This is a genomic window from Saccharopolyspora sp. NPDC000359 (assembly GCF_040300525.1).
Lineage (GTDB): Bacteria > Actinomycetota > Actinomycetes > Mycobacteriales > Pseudonocardiaceae > Saccharopolyspora.
Window position 1 is genome coordinate 60,872 of sequence record NZ_JBEPDU010000009.1, and the last position, 15,901, is coordinate 76,772.

The window sequence follows — 15,901 nt, forward strand, 5'->3', positions numbered from 1 at the left end:
GCGGCGGGGGTCAGATCCGCCGGATGACCCGCGCCGGGTTCCCGGCGACGAGCACGTGGTCCGGCACGTCCCGGACGACCACGCTGCCCGCCCCGACGACCGCGTCCGCGCCGATGGTCACGCCTGGGCAGACGATCACGCCGCCACCGAGCCACGCGTTGTCGCCGATCGTGATGCGGGCTGGGCGTTCCCACCCAGCCCGTCGTCGTTCGCGGTCCTGCACCGGGTGCAGCGCGGTGAGCAGCTGTGCCCGCGGACCGATGCGGACATCGGCACCGATCGTGATCGGGGCGTCGTCCATGAAGATCGCGTCGTTGTTGACGAAGCTGCCCGGCCCGATCCGGACCTGCGACCCGTAGCTGCACCGGAAGTGCGGCAGGACGGTCGCGCCCGGACCGAACTGAGCGAGCAGGTCGTCCAGGACCTGGTGCCGCGCGTCGTCCTCGTCCGCCGAGGTGCTGTTGAACCTGTCGAGCAGTCGCCAGCAGCGTCGCCGGTCCTCGACCAGGTCGGGCTCGTCCAAGTACCAGTCACCGCGCAACATACGGTCCTTCTGCTCGCTCAACGAACCTGTCCTCTCCTCGCCTTCTCCGCCGGGCCGCGCAACGCTGAGCAGCCACCGCCCTCGATCCCAGGGGATCTTCGGTGCTGGTGGGTCGTCTTCCGGCCAGGTTCACGCTTCCGCCGCAGTCCCAGCGGTGGCTCGGCCTTCCGGCCTCGGTGCGGGGTCGGGGTTCGGGGCTTGGGGCTTGGGGCTTGGGGCTTGGGGCTTGGGGCTCAGTGGTGATACCTGGGTGGAGTTGGTGCGGAGCGGTGTCGTGGGGTGGGGGTTGACCTGGGTTCAAAGCGGTGGGTGGTTGGGTTGGGTGGTGTTGCAATTTCAATCGAAATTGCAGTCGTCACCACCCCTCCGACCGCCGTGACCGCAGGCTCACCGCGCCTCGGGAGTCATAACCGCGGTCGTCGCCACTCCTCGGGAGGCCGTGACCACTTTCGTCACTGCTTCTCGGGCGCGGGACTGCTGTTGGGGTGTGGGGTGGGCCCCTTGGTGGGGGTTCTGGGGCTTTCTCCCATCATGCTCTTAGGGTTTGTGAACAGGGAGGGTTTCTGTGGGCGTTGCGGATGACGTTCGGGCTGTGTGGGGTGTTGCGGCTCTGCGGGGGTTGTGGGAGAAGGCTCGGGAGGCGTTGGAGGCTCCTTCTCCACCTGCGACCTTCCGGTTGGAGCTGCCTGATGATGAGGCTCGGCGGCTCGTCGGGGAGGTCTACGGGCGGCCGATGTGGGGGCAGGGGACTCGGATCAACGTTTCCAAGCTGGACGATGCGGTGCGGGGCACTCGGTTCGGCCTGGGGCTGGCCGAAGTCCTGGAGATCGTGCATGGGCGGCCGGTGGTTCAGCGCGTCTCGAGCTCGCGGGATGAGCAGCGGGAGCGTTCGTTCGAGGTGCTGCGATCGGCCTTGGCGCAGCACGGGCTTGCGGAGGCTGCATGGGCTGGGGCGTGGATGCAGTGGGTTCACCAGTACGGGCGGATTGCTGCTGATGAGCTGCCCGGCGTCGCGCGGCGGGCCGCCGGGGTTCTGGCCTCGCTCGCGTTGGCCCGGGCGCCTGAGACCTGGGTTTCGCGCGGTGAGCTCGCTGCGCGGGTTGGTGGGGCGCACCAGCTCGACAACGGGACTGCGTTGAGCCGGGTTGTGCTCAAGGCTGCTGCCCTGGCGCAGGGCGTTGAGCCACCGGGGAACGAGCGGGAGCGGCGAGCTTTGTGGGAGCGGTGCGGGGTCACGCTCGATGCCGTGTCCGCGACCGTGTTGTGCTGGGGCCTGCCGCTGGTGGGTTCTGATGACTGGTCGCGTGGGGTTCGGGAGCGGTTCGCGGTGGGGCTTCCGGTGCACCTGACCCACCTCGACCTGCGTGCCGCTCCGGAACGGCTGGTCGCGGCCGGTACCGCCGTGGCCGTGTGCGAGAACCCGCGGGTGTTGGAGTCCGTCGTGGAGGAGCGGATCGAGCACCCCGTGGTGTGCCTGTCCGGGCAGCCGAGCACTGTCGCCTTGACGCTGCTGGACCGGTTGCAGGCCGACGGTGCGTCGCTGCACCACCACGGGGACTTCGACTGGGCCGGGGTCGGCATCACCCGGTCGTTGTGGGAGCACCACGGTGTTCGGCCGTGGCGGATGTCCGCCGCGGACTACCGCGAGGCGGTCGACCGGGCGGCTGCGGACCGCACCGACCTGCCGAACCTCGTCGGCGCCCCGGGCGCAACGCCGTGGGACCCGGCGCTGGCCGAGCTCATGTCCACCGCGGCCCGGGCCGTCGAGGAGGAGGTCGTGCTGCCGACGCTCCTCGCCGACCTCCGGGTGGGGCTCACAGCAGCTGGTACATGACGTGCAGGCCGACGTAGCCGTGCTGCGGGTGGTGGAAGGCCTGTGGGAGCGTGGCAACGATCTCCATGCCCAGCGACTGCCACAGCGCGACCGCCCTGGTGTTGGTCTCCACCACGGCGTTGAACTGCATGGCGCGGAACCCGTCGGCCCTCGCCTGGGCCAGCACGTGCTGCCCCAGCGCGCGACCGACACCTCGCCCGGCGTGTGCCGGGTCGACCATGAAGCTTGCCGTCGCGACATGCCCGGCCGGGCCCTCGTGGTTCGGTCCGGACACCGCGCTGCCGAGCACCGCACCGCCGTCCACCGCCACCACCGTTCGGCCCGGCGGCTCCCGGAACCAGCGCTCCCGGGCCCGCTGCTCGGAGATGTCGCGGTCCCAGGAGAACGTCTCCCCCGCCGCCGCGATGTTCCGCATGAAGGGCCAGATCGCCGGCCAGTCCTGGAGATCAGCGTCGCGCACTAGCACGACCAGTAGCTTCACCCACCGGGACGACCTCGCGCCAGTCCTTTTCCCGGTCCCGGCCCGGCGGTTGCGGTAGCTTCCGACCATGGCACCGGTGGTCGTGGAGTTCTCGGCGCAGGAACCGCGGCGGCTCGCGCAGTGGTGGGCCGACGTGCTCGGCTGGGAGCTCGACGCGGAGTCGGGCACCACCGTGCGCCCCGTCGGGCCGGGCGTCGAGCTGCGGTTCGTGCCGGGCGCAGCCGCCAAGACCGGCAAGAACGGCGTGCACCTGGACCTGCGCAGCGGATCGCACGACGACCAGAACAAGGTCGTCGAGCGGCTGTTCAACGCCGGTGCCCGGTTCGCCGACATCGACCAGCGCGACGACGTGCCCTGGGTGGTGATGGCCGACGTCGAGGGCAACGAGCTGTGCGTGCTCGAACCCCGCAAGGTCTACGAGCGCACCGGCCCGGTCGCGGCGGTCGTCGTCGACACCCCCGACCCGCGCGCGCTGGCCCGCAGCTGGGCCGGGACCACCGGCATGGACCTCACCGGCGACAGCCCCGAGTTCTGCGCCCTGCACCCGACCTCCGGCGAAGGCCCCCACCTGGAGTTCCTCGCCTCGGCGTCCGGTCCCGGAGGTCGGCTCCGGCTCCTCCCGGCCTGATCGGCGGGGTGTCAGCGGCGGGCGGGTTCGATGATCCGGATCCCGTGCAGGCGGCGGACGAAGTCCGCGCCGAAGGCCGTGGACGGCGTGTGCGCGCCGGGGAGCGGGGGCTCGGCATGGAGGGCGGAGACCGCGCGCAGGACCGAGTCGGCCGTGAGGTCGTAGGTGTCCGGGCCGATCAGTGCCGCTGAGACACTGCGCCCGGTGTCGTCGGTGGCCTCTGCGTAGACCTCGACCCAGCTGCGCGAGCGGGCGATGTGGCCCGGGCCGCGCACGGCCGCGCCGATCGCCGCCTTGCCCAGCCGCTGCACCAGGTGCGTGCGCATGAGCGTTTGGGACAACCGGCTCGACCTCCTCCCCGCGCGGTCCAGGCCGGGCAGGTGGGCGAACGTGGTGATGTTGCCGATCCCGGTGCTGCGGTAGGCCGTGCTGACATCGCCCCAGGGCAGCGAGGTGACCCGCCGCGGGCCGGACGGGAACGGCACCTCCCGCCGCCGCCACCCGAGCGGGACCTCCCGCACCTCGCCTCCGATGCGGGCCCGGCCGCCCACCGCCGCGCCCTCCAGCGCGCTCTTGAGCGTGCCGCCGCTGATCCCGCCGCTGGCCTGGAAGGCCAGGTCCAGGTGGGTCGCGGTGGGCAGTTCGGCGGCGACCATCGCGGCCAGGCAGTCGGTCGGCACCACGTCGAAACCCGCACCGGGCAGCAGCACCGACCCCGCGCTGCGGGCCTCGTCGTGGCGCGCGAACACCGCCTCGAAGACATCGATCTCGCCGGTGATGTCCAGGTAGTGCGCGCCAGCCCGCAGGCAGCCGTCCACCATCGCCGCCGAGGTGGCGGAGAACGGCCCGGCGCAGTGCGCGACGACGTCGACGCCCCGCAGGCCCGCGTCCACCGCGGCCGGGTCGGCGAGGTCGAAGGTCCGGTGCGGCAGGCCCCGCGGGGTGGCCACCGCGGCGACCTTCGCCGGGTCCCGACCTGCCAGCACCGGGCGTTCGCCGCGGTCGATCGCCAGGTCTGCGACCAACCGGCCGGTGTAGCCGCTGGCGCCGTAAATCATCCAGGTCATCGCGTTCCTCTCCGGGTACGACCGAACATTCCGCTAACGAACACCCGTTGGCGGGGTCACGGGTTGCCGGGAGTTCCGTCGATCACCCGAGTGGGATCAGCGCAGTGGGCGGCCGAGCGCCGTGGCGATCGCGTTGGCCGCTTCCCGCATCCGGTGCAGCGGGTTGTCCGCCGTGGGCTGGTCGACGGATGCGCGCACGGTGGTCAGCGAGATCGCCGCCCCCAGCTGCCCGGTCGCGTCCGGGATCGCGACGCCCGTGCAGTGCACCAGGGGCTCGAACTCGGCCTGGTCGGTGGCGTAGCCGACGCGCGCGACCGAATCGAGGTGCTCGCGGAAGGTGGCCGGGTCGGTGATGGTGCGCTCGGTGAAGCGGGTGAAGGTGTGCGCGGCCAGCAGGCGGTCGCGGTGCGGCGCGGGCAGCGCGGCCAGGATCACCTTGCTGACGGCCGCGGTGTGCAGCGGCACCGCCCGGCCGATGCGCGACCAGGTGCGGATCGTCGCCGCGCCCTCGATCTTGTCCACGTAGACGATCTGGTCGTCCACCAGTTGCGCGAGGTGCACCGTCGCGCACGTCGCGTCGGCGAGCGCGATCAGGTGCGGGCGGGCCACCACCCGCAGGTCCATCTCGTCGAGCACCTGCTGGCCGAGTTCGACCAACCGGAGACCGAGCCGGTATCGGCCGTCCGGACCTCGGGTGATCAACCCACCGTCGACCAGCGGCTGCACCATGCGCAGTGTGGACGAGCTGTGCCCACCCAGCTCCCGCGCCAGCTCGGCGATCGTCCGCGGTGCCTCGGCGAGGGATTCCAGCACGTGGACCGCCTTGGCGACCGTCTTGGACATAGACACCCCCTCGGCCGGTCTGCAAGATTAACAGAGCTGTTGCACGTGGTGCAGCCATGCTGATATGCGACTCAGATTCATATTCGTTGGCCCGCGGCGGAACCCCGGAATGCGAGAACGCGTCCGACACGCCGAATGACGCTACTCACCCGGGTGAAAAATTCTTTCCCTCTCGAACCCGGATTGACAGCCAACACGCCCGGTGATCGACTCCCGATGCCCCTGTTGGCAATTCAGCAGACGGAAAGAAGGCATCGGAATGCGACGTTCACCCGTCCTGTTCGGCATTGCGACCGCACTCACCGCGTTCGCGCTCGCACCCGCTGTTCCCGCGATCGCCGCCGCCCCCGAGCAAGCCCCGGCGTGCACCCTCTTCGCCTACCACCCGACCCGCGAGGCCGACACGCTGGTCGCCAACGGCGGGCGCACCGGCTGCCTGAACACAGCGACGGTCAACGTCCGCATCGTCGTGGCCCAGAAGGACGCCGCCCCCAAGGTCATCGGCGAACTGGTGCAGAGCGGCACCGAGATCAACCTGACCACCAAGGCCCCCTGCAACACCGGCGGCACGGTCGAGGTGTACACGGAGACAGCGAGCTCCACAGGAGCGGTCTACCGCTCCGCTCCGGTCGTCTTCGAGAAGTGCTGATGTTCTCCCAGTAACTGGTTCGCACAGCGGTACCGACAGCGGAAACCCCAGCGCCGCCACCTCGGCTGCTGGTTTCGAAATCAAAGACCCGGCTCGGCTGCTTCGGTGGTGGGCGGGTGCGATTCCGATTGGGATCGCACCCGCTTGTCCTGTCCTCACGTCAGGGCGATTGTCGCGTCGATGACGAGCCAGGTACCGAAGAGCGCGAAGAGGACCGCCGCCCCGTAGCGGATCACGCGCTCCGGGAGGTGCTTGCCCAGGAGCAGGCCCACTCCGATGGCCAGGGCGTCGGCCACCACCATGCCGATCGTCGAGCCGATCCAGGTGCCGAGCCAGTCGTGGTGGGTGGCGAGCGTGACCGTGGCCAGCATCGTCTTGTCGCCCAGTTCCGCGAGGAAGAAGGCGACCGTCACCACCAGCACCGCCGAACCGACGCGCTGGGAGGCCTTCCGCTTCTCGTCCTCGGTCAGGTGATCACCGCGCAGCGTCCACGCGGCGAACCCCAGGAACGCCACGCCCGCTATGAGCGCGATCCACTCGGTCGGCAGGAGTTCGCCCATCCCGAAGCCCAGGGCGACCGAAACCGCGTGCACCAGCGTCGTGGCGACGGTGATGCCGACCAGCACCTGCCAGGCGCGGTAGCGGGTCGCGAACGTCATCGCCATCAGTTGGGACTTGTCCCCCAGCTCGGCCACGAAGATCGCCACCGAACTCAGCGCAAGGCTGCCCAGCACGACGAATTCCACCTCTCCGATCACGGCCAGGACGAAGGCGCGCAGCATCTTCGGCCCGGCATCTCAACGCCGGTTCCGAAGGTCTCGCCCACCTCGAATTCCAAGGCTCCGCGACCGGGTGCGCACAACGGGCACCAGCATGTCGACCGCGGCATTCGCGGACTACTCCCCTTCTCCGATCCGGAACCCTACCCCCTTTCGTCGAGGAAATGCAAAACCGAATCGGAACGCGTCGGAGCACAATTGCGCGTTCCGATTCGCCAACCCATCCTTTCGGCGTACCGCAAACCCGGATTTCGCCGACCCGGTCGAATGTTTCCCGATTCGCGAACCGAACTTCTCCGGAATTCAGCACGACCGGCTGCGACCTGCGCCGACGTCAGGCCTGGCCGAGCGGCCGCCCCGGCAAGTCCGGATCGCACCCCAGCCTGGGCAGCTGGGCGCGCACCGCCGCCCGGGTGCGGCCGAGCTCCTCGGCGAGCTCTCCGGCCAAGCGCCCCGCCGACTCGCCGAGCGCGCTCAGCCACCGCTCCCGCAGCAGCTCCCCGTCGGCCTCGGTCCACGGCCGCCCGGCGTTCGGCGGGCGTGGTCGGCTGCGCCCGCGCCCGCTCGCCCACGGCGCGTGCAGCGCCGCCAAGCCGTCCAGGGTCCGGGCGAGGAAGGCGCTGGCGTCGCCCAGTCCGTCGACGGCGACAAGCAGGTTGCCCTCCGCCACGACGCGACCGTCAGCGTCCGCGCCGGTGAACTCGACCGCCACGCTGGCCGGCTGGTCCTCGCTGGCGGGCTCGCCCTTGGCGTTGATCCCGTAGGTGTGCTGTCCGACACGAATCTCGTTGTGGAAGTCCATGTCTGGAAGTTAGGGCCGGGACCAGCGCGATCCCGGTAGTCAAGCGTCGAACCGTCGCGTGTCGGGACGAGGTCTCGATCGAGTGAGGGATGGCTCACAGCAGATCCCGGAACACCAGCCCGCTCCCACCCGTTGAACAGACCGGTCGATGCGCTCGTGTCCCCCGGGCCTCAACTAACGCCTTCGCGGAACACCGTTCGGCTGGAGCCGCGTCGCGCCACTCGCCGCAGAGGCGACCGGCGTATCGACCCCAAGCGGAGGAGGACCCCCGCCCTTTCTCCTCGGGCGGGGGTCCTCTCGCGTCTCAGCTCAGTTGAACGGCTGGGCGTCGGGCTGGCACGTCTGGCCGGGCTCTGGCACCCGCAGGTCCACCAGGTAGTCCGCGGTGATGGTGTCCGCGCACGAGCTGCGGCCCAGGATGCAGTGGCCGTGCGCGTCGACGGTGACCAGCCGGGCGTTGCCCAGTTGCTGCTCCATGCGTCGGGAGAACTCGTACTGCGTCGCCGGGTCGTAGCGGTTGCCGAACAGCAGCACCGGGTTCTCGGCCTGGTGGGCCCACGGTCCGCTGTGCACGTCCGGGTCGGTCTCCGGCCACAGCGAGCAGCCCGCCACGTCGCTGAAGGCCTGCGTGCGGCCGAAGGTCGGCGACTCCGCCTCCCACTCCGCCGCGGTGTCCGCGACCCGGTCAGGATCGTGCGGGATCGGTTTGTCGCTGCAGTTCACCGCGAAGTAGCTGTCGTCGACGTAGTCCGAGTCGGCGTCGAGGCGGCCGAGCGAGGTCGGCACGGTCAGCAGCGTCAGCAGTTCCGGGACCAGCCCGGGCTCCGGGTGCAGCTGGCGGTGCAGCGACTGCAGGTCGGTGGCGAGCTGCCGGAACTTCGCCGGGTCGTAGAGCGCGCTGCCGGTGCTGTCGGTGAACTGGTCGAGGGTCACCTCCGCGCCGTCCGGCATGGTGATCGGCCCTTCGCGCAGGTGGTCGCGGATCTCGTCGAACTTCGCCCGCGGATCGCCTTCGGCGAAGGCGCACTTCCGCGGGTTCTCCGCGCAGCGCTGCAGGAACCCGTCCAGCGCCAGCTCGAAGCCTTGCGCGCGCTCGCGGTCGTACTGGACGCCGTCGGCGGTCCGCAGCTGCGGGTCGACGTTGCCGTCGAGCACGATCGCGCGGCTGTGCTCCGGGAACAGGTTGACGTAGGTCGCGCCGAGCAGAGTGCCGTAGGAGGAGCCGACGTAGTTGAGCTGCTCGTCGCCGACCGCCTGGCGCATCAGGTCGAGGTCGCGCGCGACGTCCTTCGTGGACATGTGCCGCAGCAGCTCACCGGCGTTCTTCGCGCAGGCCTCGCCGTAATCCTGGTAGGCGTCCACAGTGGTGCCGATCTGCTCGTCGGTGACCGGGACCGACGAAATGCGGTCCAGCACCCGCTCGGCCTGCTTCGCCGACTTGAAGCAGCGCAGCGGATCGCTCCGGTTCACCCCGCGCGGGTCGAAGCCGACGATGTCGAAGCGCTCCAGCACCTCGGGGTCGAAGCGGTCGACCGCCGTCGTCGGCCGGGCGTAGCCGCTGCCGCCGGGGCCGCCCGGGTTGAGGAACAGCGAGCCGATGCGCTCATCCGGGTTCGTCGCCGCCCGCCGCATCATCGCCAGGTCAAGGGTGCCCTTCGCCGGGTCGTCGTGGTCGATCGGCACCGGGTAGGTGGCGCAGCGGAAGAGGTGCCGCTGCGTGATGGGCACCCCGCTCAGCTCGGCTGGACCGCACTTCTCCCAGGAGACCGGTTCAGCCCCGGCTGGCTCGGCCGCGACGGTGGCCACCGCCCCGGTGCTGACCACCAGCGCGGCCGCCGCGACCGCCAACGCCCTGCCTAATCGACCCGACTGCGCCCCCACGCGCGCCTCCTCGTTCCGCTGCCAACTCCACGCTGGAGTCAACAGCCGGAACGGCGGCTGGGACACCGCAGGATGCAGGAACCTCAACCGGCCGGTGAAGCGGTATTCGGCCGAACCGCGGTGTCAGCGGACCTTTTCCAGCGTCCTGTTCGGACGCTCGCGCAGGTGGTGCACGACGATCGAGACCGCTGCCGTCAGGTAGCCGACCTGCACCAGCGTGCGGCCCAGCAGCGACCCGTCCGGGTCGGTGAGTTCTGCGTGCACGTTCGCGGGGAACATCACCACCAGCAGCACGGCGAGCCCGGCCGCGGCCCACGGCGCGGTCCGCCGGAGCAGCAGCCCTGCCGCGCCGAGCAGTTCGAGCACGCCGGTGGCGGTCACGAGCAGTCCCGGTGCGGGCAGCGCCGGCGGGACCATCGCGATCAACTCCTCCCTCAGGAAGGCGAAGTGGACGACGCCGGTCAGCACGAACATGGCGGCGAGCCCGCCGCGGACGGCCACCGACCAGGGGCGCAACCTCCGCACTCCGGCGGCCCCGGCCACGAGCAGCACTGCGGTCACGACGACGAGGGTGATGAGCGGTTCCACGGGTCCGACCCCTTCGGATGATTTTGGAGAGCGACGCTATCCAACATAAGATAGCAGCACTATCCAACGTTGAGGAGTCGCGCGTGCGCATCTCGGAGCTCAGCCGCGCCAGCGGGGTCCCGGTGGCGACGATCAAGTACTACCTGCGGGAGGGGCTGCTCCACGAAGGCCAGCTCACGTCGGCGACCCAGGCGCAGTACGACGAGGGGCACGTGGCCCGGCTCCGGCTGGTGCGCGCCCTCATCGGCGTCGGCGGGCTCAGCGTCGCGGCCACCCGGGAAGTGCTGGACCAGCTGGACCACCCGGCGGACTCCACCCACGACCTGCTCGGCGCCGCGCACCGCTCGCTGGGCCCAGCGGTCGACGAGGACGTGGACACCAGCGCTGCGGAGTCGCTCCTCGACCGCCTCGGCTGGCAGGTGCGCAGCGCCGACAGGCAGGCTGTCCGGCAACTCGCCGCAGCGCTCACCGCCCTCGAAGCAGCGGACTTCCCGCTTTCCGAGGACGAAGTGGTCTCCTACGCGCAGGCCATGCGGGCGATCGCCGAGCGCGAGGTCGCCGACGTCCCGCTGGAATCGACTGAGGCAGCCGTGCGCTACATGGTGCTGGGCACCGTGCTGGTCGAGCCGCTGCTGCTCGCGCTGCGGCGGCTGGCGCAGGTCGACGCCTCCGCCCGCCGCTACGGGACGAGGTAGCGGCTGTCGCGGGAGTCGGTGATGGCCATGTGGCCCGGCGCGTGGCCGATGGCGAACGGCGGCTTGGACCGCATCACCGCAGCCTGCGGCGTCACCCCGCAAGCCCAGAACACCGGGATCTCGCCGGGGCGGACCTCCACCGCGTCCCCGAAGTCCGGTCGGTCGATGTCGGCGATGCCCAGCGCTTCCGGCGCGCCGACGTGCACCGGGGCACCGTGCACGGACGGGTAGCGCGAGGTGACGCGGACGGCGGTGGGGACCAGCTCGGCCGGGATCGGGCGCATCGACACCACCAGCGGCCCGGACAGCCGACCGGCCGGGCGGCACTCACGGTTCGTCCGGTACATCGGCACGTTGCTGCCCGCCTCGATGTGCCGCACCGGGACCTCGGCCTCCAGCAGCGCGGCCTCGAAGGTGAAGCTGCAGCCGACCAGGAACGACACCAGGTCGTCCCGCCACAGGTCGGTGACCTCGGACCGCTGCTCGACCAGCTCGCCGTCCCGGTAGACGGTGTAGGCGGGCAGGTCGGTGCGCAGGTCGCCCGGGAAGATCTCGGCGCTGGTCCCGCCGGGCTCGGTCACGTCCAGCACCGGGCAGGAGCGCGAGTTGCGCTGCGCGAACAGCAGGAAGTCGTAGGCGAACTCGCGCGGCAGCGAGATCAGGTTGGCCTGGGTCCACCCCGCGCTGTAGCCCGAGGTGGGCACGCGCAGCCCGGCGCGGAACTCGGCGCGCGCCTGCGCCGGGGACATCTCCTGCGGATTGGTCATTGAGATTCTCCTCATCAGCAGCGGAAGCGGACGCGCTGGCCGGGTCGGGCCTGGGCCGCCTTGTCCAGGTCGGCGGCGACGACCACCGCGATCACCGGGTAGCCGCCGGTCACCGGGTGGTCGGCGAGGAACAGCGTCGGCCGCGCCGACGGCGGCACCTGCAGGGCGCCTGCGACCATGCCCTCGCTGGGCAGCTCCTCGGTGCGGCACCGCTCCAGCGCCGGTCCGGACAACCGCATGCCGATCCGGTTGCTGTCCGCGGTGACCTCGTAGGAGCTGCTGACCAGCGCGGTCAGCGCGTCGTCGGTGAACCAGTCGTGCCGCGGCCCGAACACCACGCGCAGCGTGATCTCGTCGGCCGCGCACGCGGGCACCGGCGCCAGGTCGACCTGCGGGAACCGCGCTGGTGGCGGCCCCACCGGCAGCACCGCGCCCGGCGCCAGCGGATCCGGGCCCAGCCCGGCGAGCACGTCGGTGGCCCGCGAACCCAGCACCGGTTCCACGGCGATGCCGCCGCGCACCGCGAGGTAGCTGCGCAGGCCCCGGTCCGGGACGCCCAGCCGCACGACCGCCCCGGCGGGGATCCGCAGCACGCAGTTCACCGCGGCGGCACGACCGTCCACAGTGATCGGGCACGGCGCTCCGGTCACCGCTGCGGTCAGGTCCCGGGTGGCGCGCACCACGAGCCCGCCGAAGGTGACCTCGACCGCCGCCGCGCCCTCGTCGTTGCCCACCAACCGGTTGGCCAACCGGAACGCACCACCGTCCGCCGCGCCCGAGGAACCGACGCCGATCCCGGCCAACCCCGGCCGCCCCAGGTCCTGGATGGTCGACAGGGGCCCGGTGGCCAGCACCTCCAAGCTCATCGGACCTCCTGGAAGCGCACCCGCACACCCGGCCGCAGCAACGCGGGCGGGTCCCGGTCGACCCGCCAGACCTCCAGGTCGGTGCGCCCGATCAGCTGCCACCCGCCAGGCGACTCGCGCGGGTAGATGCCGCTGAACGCACCCGCCAGCCCGACCGACCCGGGCGGCACCTTGGTCCGCGACTCGACCCGGCGCGGCACCGCGAGCTCCGGCGGACCACCGGCGAGGTAGCCGAAACCCGGTGCGAAGCCACCGAAGGCGACCGTCCACTCCGCACCCGTGTGGCGGTGCACCACCTCGCGCTCGGAGAGCCCGGTCAGCTTCGCCACCTCCGCGAGGTCCGCACCGTCGTAGACGACCGGCACCTCCACCAGGGCCCCGTCGCCGTCGACCGCCCGGCGCGGCTCGACCTCGCGCACCGCGGCCTCGATCGCCGCGACGTTGGCTCGCTTCGGGTCCAGCTGCAGCAACAACGTCCGCGCAGCCGGGACCAGGTCCGTGACCCCCTCGGGCGGCGCCTCGGCGAGCGCGGCGTAAAGCGCCTGCACCGCCTCGAGGTCGGCCAGTTCGACGAGCAGTCCCGAATCAGCGCACCGCAGGAACCGCATCACAGCCCTCGCGCGGCGAACGGCTTCAGCTGCACACCACCGGCGACCAAGCGGTCACGCACGGATTCGGCGATGGCCACCGCGCCGGGGCTGTCCCCGTGCACGCAGATCGAATCCGCTTCGACGCGGATCCGCGAGCCGTCGACCGCCTCGATCGGCTCCCCGGCCGCAAGCCGCAGGCAGCGCTGCGCGATCAGCTCGGGGTCGTGCAGCACCGCGCCGGGCTCGCGCCGCGACACCAGCGTGCCCTCGGGGGTGTAGGCGCGGTCGGCGAAGGCCTCCCGAAACACCCGCAGCCCCGCCCGCTCGGCCTGCTCCAACCACTGCGAGCCCGGCAACCCGAGCACCGCCAGCGCCGGGTCGTAGGCGCGCACCGCCTCGACCACGGCGGCGGCCTGGTCGGCGTGGTGCACGATCGCGTTGTACAACGCACCGTGCGGCTTGACGTAGGCGACCTCGGTCCCGGCGATGCGGGCGAACCCGGCCAGCGCGCCGATCTGGTACAGCACGTCGTTGGTCAGCTCGCGCGACGGCACGTCGATGAACCGCCGACCGAACCCGGCGAGGTCGCGGTAGCTGACCTGCGCGCCGACCACCACGTCCTGCTTGGCTGCCTGCTCGACCGCCTCGCGGATCACCGTGGCGTCCCCGGCGTGGTAGCCGCAGGCGACGTTCGCGCTGGTCACGATGCCCAACAGCGCCTCGTCGTCGCTGAGCTCCCAGCGTCCGAAGCCCTCCGCGAGGTCCGAGTTGAGGTCCATGCCCACCTCACTTCCACAGCGCGGCGATGCCGCCGAGCGAGTTGATTCCCAGGTACACGGTCAGCAGCCAGGCGACCACACCCACGATCAGCAGCCACCTCGGGTAGCGGTATCCCCCGAGCAGGTCGCGGCGCTTGGCGGCGACGAACATCAGCACGCCGAAACCGACCGGCAGGATCAGCCCGTTGAGCGCGCCTGCCAGCACCAGCAGCGTCGTCGGGGCCTTGTCGAGCAGCAGGAACACCGCGGCGGAGGCCGCCACGAAGGCCACCACCAGCCAGTTGCGGGCGCGCGCCAGCTTCGGCGAGAAGGTCACCAGGAACGACACCGAGGTGTAGGCGGCGCCGACGACCGAGGTGATGCTGGCCGCCCAGAGGATCATGCCGAACAGCCGCATGCCGAGCTCGCCGGTGGCGTGCTGGAACGCCTCGGCGGTCGGGTTGGCCGAGGTCAGCGCCACGCCCCCGGCCACCACGCCGAGCACCGCGAGGAACAGCACCAGCCGCATCACGCCGGTCACCAGCAGCGAGACCACCGAGCTGCGGCTGACGTCGACGATCCGCTCCGGACCGGTCACCCCGGCGTCGACCAGGCGGTGCGCCCCGGCGTAGGTGATGTAGCCGCCGACGGTGCCGCCGATGAGCGTGGTGATCGACAGGAAGTCGACCTCACTGGGCCACACGGCCTGCGTCAGCGCCAGGCCGACCGGCGGCGCGGAGGAGAAGGCGACGAACGCGGTCAGCAGGATCATCACCACGCCGAGCACCACGACGATCCGGTCCATCGCCACCCCGGCCTTCTTGCTCAGGAAGATGCCGATGGCGATGACCGCGGACAGCGTGCCGCCGATCTTGGCGTCCAGGCCGACCAGCGCGTCCAGGCCGAGCGAGGTCCCGGCGATGTTGCCGATGTTGAACACCAGCCCGCCGAAGACGACCAGCGCGGCCATCACGTAGCCGAGGCCGGGGACCACCTTGTTGCCCAGGTCCTGCGCCCGCATGCCGGAGACGCCGATGACCCGCCAGACGTTCAGCTGCACGGCGACGTCGACCAGGATCGACACCAGGATCGCGAAGGCGAAGGCCGCGCCGAGCTGGATGGTGAACTCGGTGGTCTGGGTGATGAAGCCCGGGCCGATGGCGCTGGTGGCCATCAGGAACACCGCGCCGAGCAGCGTGCTCCGCTTGACGGCCGAGGATCCCTTCTCGGCCGTGGTCGCTTCAGCCATGGCACTCCGATCAACTGGGCACCGACCGGAGGCCGGTGAGGGGAACGTCGACGTGGCCGCGAGGAGGCGGTTCGGGTCAAGATAGAGAATTGTTGAACAATCCTGCAATACCCTTCGTGGAACTTCCTCGTTACACTCGAGATCAACAGCGAGTGTGGGGAGCACGAGTGACCGCGGACCCGTGGGCGGACCTCCTGGCGGCCGACCGGTCGCTACTCGACCGCACGAGCACGGCCGAGCGGGTCGCCGACCTGCTGCGCCAGCGGGTCATCGACGGGGCGCTGGCCCCGGGCACCCGGCTGTCCGAGGAGAGCGCGGGTCGCGCGCTGGCCGTCTCCCGCAACACGCTGCGCGAGGCGTTCCGGCTGCTGGTGCACGAGCGGCTGCTGGTGCACGAGTTCCACCGCGGGGTCTTCGTCCGGGTGCTCAGCGACGAGGACGTGATCGACCTCTACCGGATTCGCCGGCTGCTGGAGATCAGCGCGGTGCGCCGGGCCGGTCGCGCCCCGGCGGGGCTGGTCGCGGCGGTGGACCAGGCGGTGACCGAGGGCGAGCGCGCGGCGACCGAGGAGCGCTGGTGGGACGTGGGGACCGCGAACATGCGCTTCCACGAGGCGCTGGCGGCGCTGGCCGGGAGCCCGCGGGTGAACGAGACGATGCGCCGGCTGCTCGCCGAGCTGCGACTGGCGTTCCACCGGATGTCCCGGCCGCGCGAGCTCCACGAGCCGTACCTGAAGCCGCACCGGGAGATCTCGAACCTGATCAGTGCCGGTCGGGTGCAGGACGCGGCCGACCGCCTGGAGGGCTACTTCGACGCTGCCGAGGCCCAGCTCGTCGCCGCCTACCGCAGCTACACGCCGGAGTGATCCCTGCCGTCGGC

The 15,901-nt window shown here is 71.2% G+C and carries 18 protein-coding genes; 5 read left to right on the top strand and 13 right to left on the bottom strand.

Translation table 11 applies throughout. From position 1 onward, the window contains the following. Window positions 1-10: 10 nt before the first annotated feature. Window positions 11-565, bottom strand: coding sequence for a sugar O-acetyltransferase (locus ABT324_RS08605; RefSeq protein ID WP_351173862.1), 555 nt, complete (start codon window positions 563-565; stop codon window positions 11-13). Window positions 566-1,136: 571 nt separating this feature from the next. Between ABT324_RS08605 and ABT324_RS08610 the strand changes: the two genes are divergently transcribed. Next, the gene (locus tag ABT324_RS08610) at window positions 1,137-2,378 is read left to right on the top strand and encodes a TIGR02679 family protein (RefSeq protein ID WP_351174113.1); all 1,242 of its coding nucleotides are present in this window, start codon (window positions 1,137-1,139) and stop codon (window positions 2,376-2,378) included. Here ABT324_RS08610 and ABT324_RS08615 read toward each other — a convergent pair. Further along, window positions 2,359-2,859 carry a GNAT family N-acetyltransferase gene (locus tag ABT324_RS08615; protein WP_351173865.1) on the bottom strand — a complete coding sequence of 167 codons (501 nt, stop codon included), beginning with the start codon at window positions 2,857-2,859 and terminating at the stop codon, window positions 2,359-2,361. The two genes, ABT324_RS08610 and ABT324_RS08615, sit on opposite strands and share 20 nt — an antisense overlap. 67 nt (window positions 2,860-2,926) lie before the next feature. Here ABT324_RS08615 and ABT324_RS08620 point away from each other — a divergent pair, with 67 nt between their 5' ends. After that, a complete protein-coding gene (locus tag ABT324_RS08620) occupies window positions 2,927-3,487 on the top strand; it encodes a VOC family protein (protein WP_351173868.1) in 561 nt (186 codons plus the stop codon). Window positions 3,488-3,498: 11 nt separating this feature from the next. On the opposite strand, the gene ABT324_RS08625 is transcribed toward ABT324_RS08620, so the two are convergent. Both ABT324_RS08625 and ABT324_RS08630 read right to left on the bottom strand, forming a co-directional pair. Then, window positions 3,499-4,554 carry a saccharopine dehydrogenase family protein gene (locus tag ABT324_RS08625; protein ID WP_351173871.1) on the bottom strand — a complete coding sequence of 352 codons (1,056 nt, stop codon included), beginning with the start codon at window positions 4,552-4,554 and terminating at the stop codon, window positions 3,499-3,501. A 96-nt stretch (window positions 4,555-4,650) separates the two neighbouring features. Next, entirely contained in the window at window positions 4,651-5,397 is a 747-nt protein-coding gene (locus tag ABT324_RS08630; protein ID WP_351173873.1) for an IclR family transcriptional regulator, read from the bottom strand. Between the two features lie 259 nt (window positions 5,398-5,656). On the opposite strand from ABT324_RS08630, the gene ABT324_RS08635 reads away from it, so the two are divergent. Further along, the gene (locus tag ABT324_RS08635) at window positions 5,657-6,046 is read left to right on the top strand and encodes a hypothetical protein (RefSeq protein ID WP_351173876.1); all 390 of its coding nucleotides are present in this window, start codon (window positions 5,657-5,659) and stop codon (window positions 6,044-6,046) included. Window positions 6,047-6,201: 155 nt separating this feature from the next. On the opposite strand, the gene ABT324_RS08640 is transcribed toward ABT324_RS08635, so the two are convergent. From ABT324_RS08640 to ABT324_RS08655, 4 genes are all read right to left on the bottom strand, one after another. Next, complete coding sequence (locus ABT324_RS08640; RefSeq protein ID WP_351173879.1) at window positions 6,202-6,828, bottom strand: TMEM165/GDT1 family protein; 627 nt, start codon at window positions 6,826-6,828, stop codon at window positions 6,202-6,204. A gap of 331 nt (window positions 6,829-7,159) precedes the next feature. Continuing rightward, complete coding sequence (locus ABT324_RS08645; RefSeq protein ID WP_351173882.1) at window positions 7,160-7,627, bottom strand: hypothetical protein; 468 nt, start codon at window positions 7,625-7,627, stop codon at window positions 7,160-7,162. 309 nt (window positions 7,628-7,936) lie between these two features. Next, entirely contained in the window at window positions 7,937-9,475 is a 1,539-nt protein-coding gene (locus tag ABT324_RS08650; RefSeq protein WP_351173885.1) for an alpha/beta hydrolase, read from the bottom strand. Between the two features lie 156 nt (window positions 9,476-9,631). Continuing rightward, the gene (locus tag ABT324_RS08655; RefSeq protein ID WP_351173888.1) at window positions 9,632-10,096 is read right to left on the bottom strand and encodes a DoxX family protein; all 465 of its coding nucleotides are present in this window, start codon (window positions 10,094-10,096) and stop codon (window positions 9,632-9,634) included. Window positions 10,097-10,179: 83 nt separating this feature from the next. Between ABT324_RS08655 and ABT324_RS08660 the strand changes: the two genes are divergently transcribed. Next, the gene (locus ABT324_RS08660; RefSeq protein ID WP_351173891.1) at window positions 10,180-10,791 is read left to right on the top strand and encodes a MerR family transcriptional regulator; all 612 of its coding nucleotides are present in this window, start codon (window positions 10,180-10,182) and stop codon (window positions 10,789-10,791) included. On the opposite strand, the gene ABT324_RS08665 is transcribed toward ABT324_RS08660, so the two are convergent. The 5 genes from ABT324_RS08665 to ABT324_RS08685 are packed head-to-tail and all read right to left on the bottom strand — an operon-like array spanning window position 10,776 to window position 15,021. Continuing rightward, a complete protein-coding gene (locus ABT324_RS08665) occupies window positions 10,776-11,540 on the bottom strand; it encodes a putative hydro-lyase (RefSeq protein ID WP_351174116.1) in 765 nt (254 codons plus the stop codon). The genes ABT324_RS08660 and ABT324_RS08665 overlap by 16 nt on opposite strands. A gap of 32 nt (window positions 11,541-11,572) precedes the next feature. After that, window positions 11,573-12,424, bottom strand: a complete 852-nt coding sequence (locus ABT324_RS08670; RefSeq protein ID WP_351173894.1) for a 5-oxoprolinase subunit C family protein — start codon at window positions 12,422-12,424, stop codon at window positions 11,573-11,575. Then, window positions 12,421-13,032 (bottom strand): 5-oxoprolinase subunit PxpB, encoded by a 612-nt coding sequence (pxpB, locus tag ABT324_RS08675; RefSeq protein WP_351173897.1) that lies wholly within the window; start codon window positions 13,030-13,032, stop codon window positions 12,421-12,423. The genes ABT324_RS08670 and pxpB overlap by 4 nt, the downstream gene beginning before the upstream one ends. Next, window positions 13,032-13,793: a LamB/YcsF family protein gene (locus tag ABT324_RS08680; RefSeq protein WP_351173900.1), complete on the bottom strand. Its 762-nt coding sequence runs from the start codon at window positions 13,791-13,793 to the stop codon at window positions 13,032-13,034. Before ABT324_RS08680 ends, pxpB begins: the two co-directional genes overlap by 1 nt. 7 nt (window positions 13,794-13,800) lie before the next feature. Beyond that, complete coding sequence (locus tag ABT324_RS08685) at window positions 13,801-15,021, bottom strand: NRAMP family divalent metal transporter (RefSeq protein WP_351173903.1); 1,221 nt, start codon at window positions 15,019-15,021, stop codon at window positions 13,801-13,803. Between the two features lie 167 nt (window positions 15,022-15,188). On the opposite strand from ABT324_RS08685, the gene ABT324_RS08690 reads away from it, so the two are divergent. Next, a complete protein-coding gene (locus tag ABT324_RS08690; protein ID WP_351173906.1) occupies window positions 15,189-15,887 on the top strand; it encodes a GntR family transcriptional regulator in 699 nt (232 codons plus the stop codon). The last annotated feature ends 14 nt before the right edge of the window (window positions 15,888-15,901 follow it).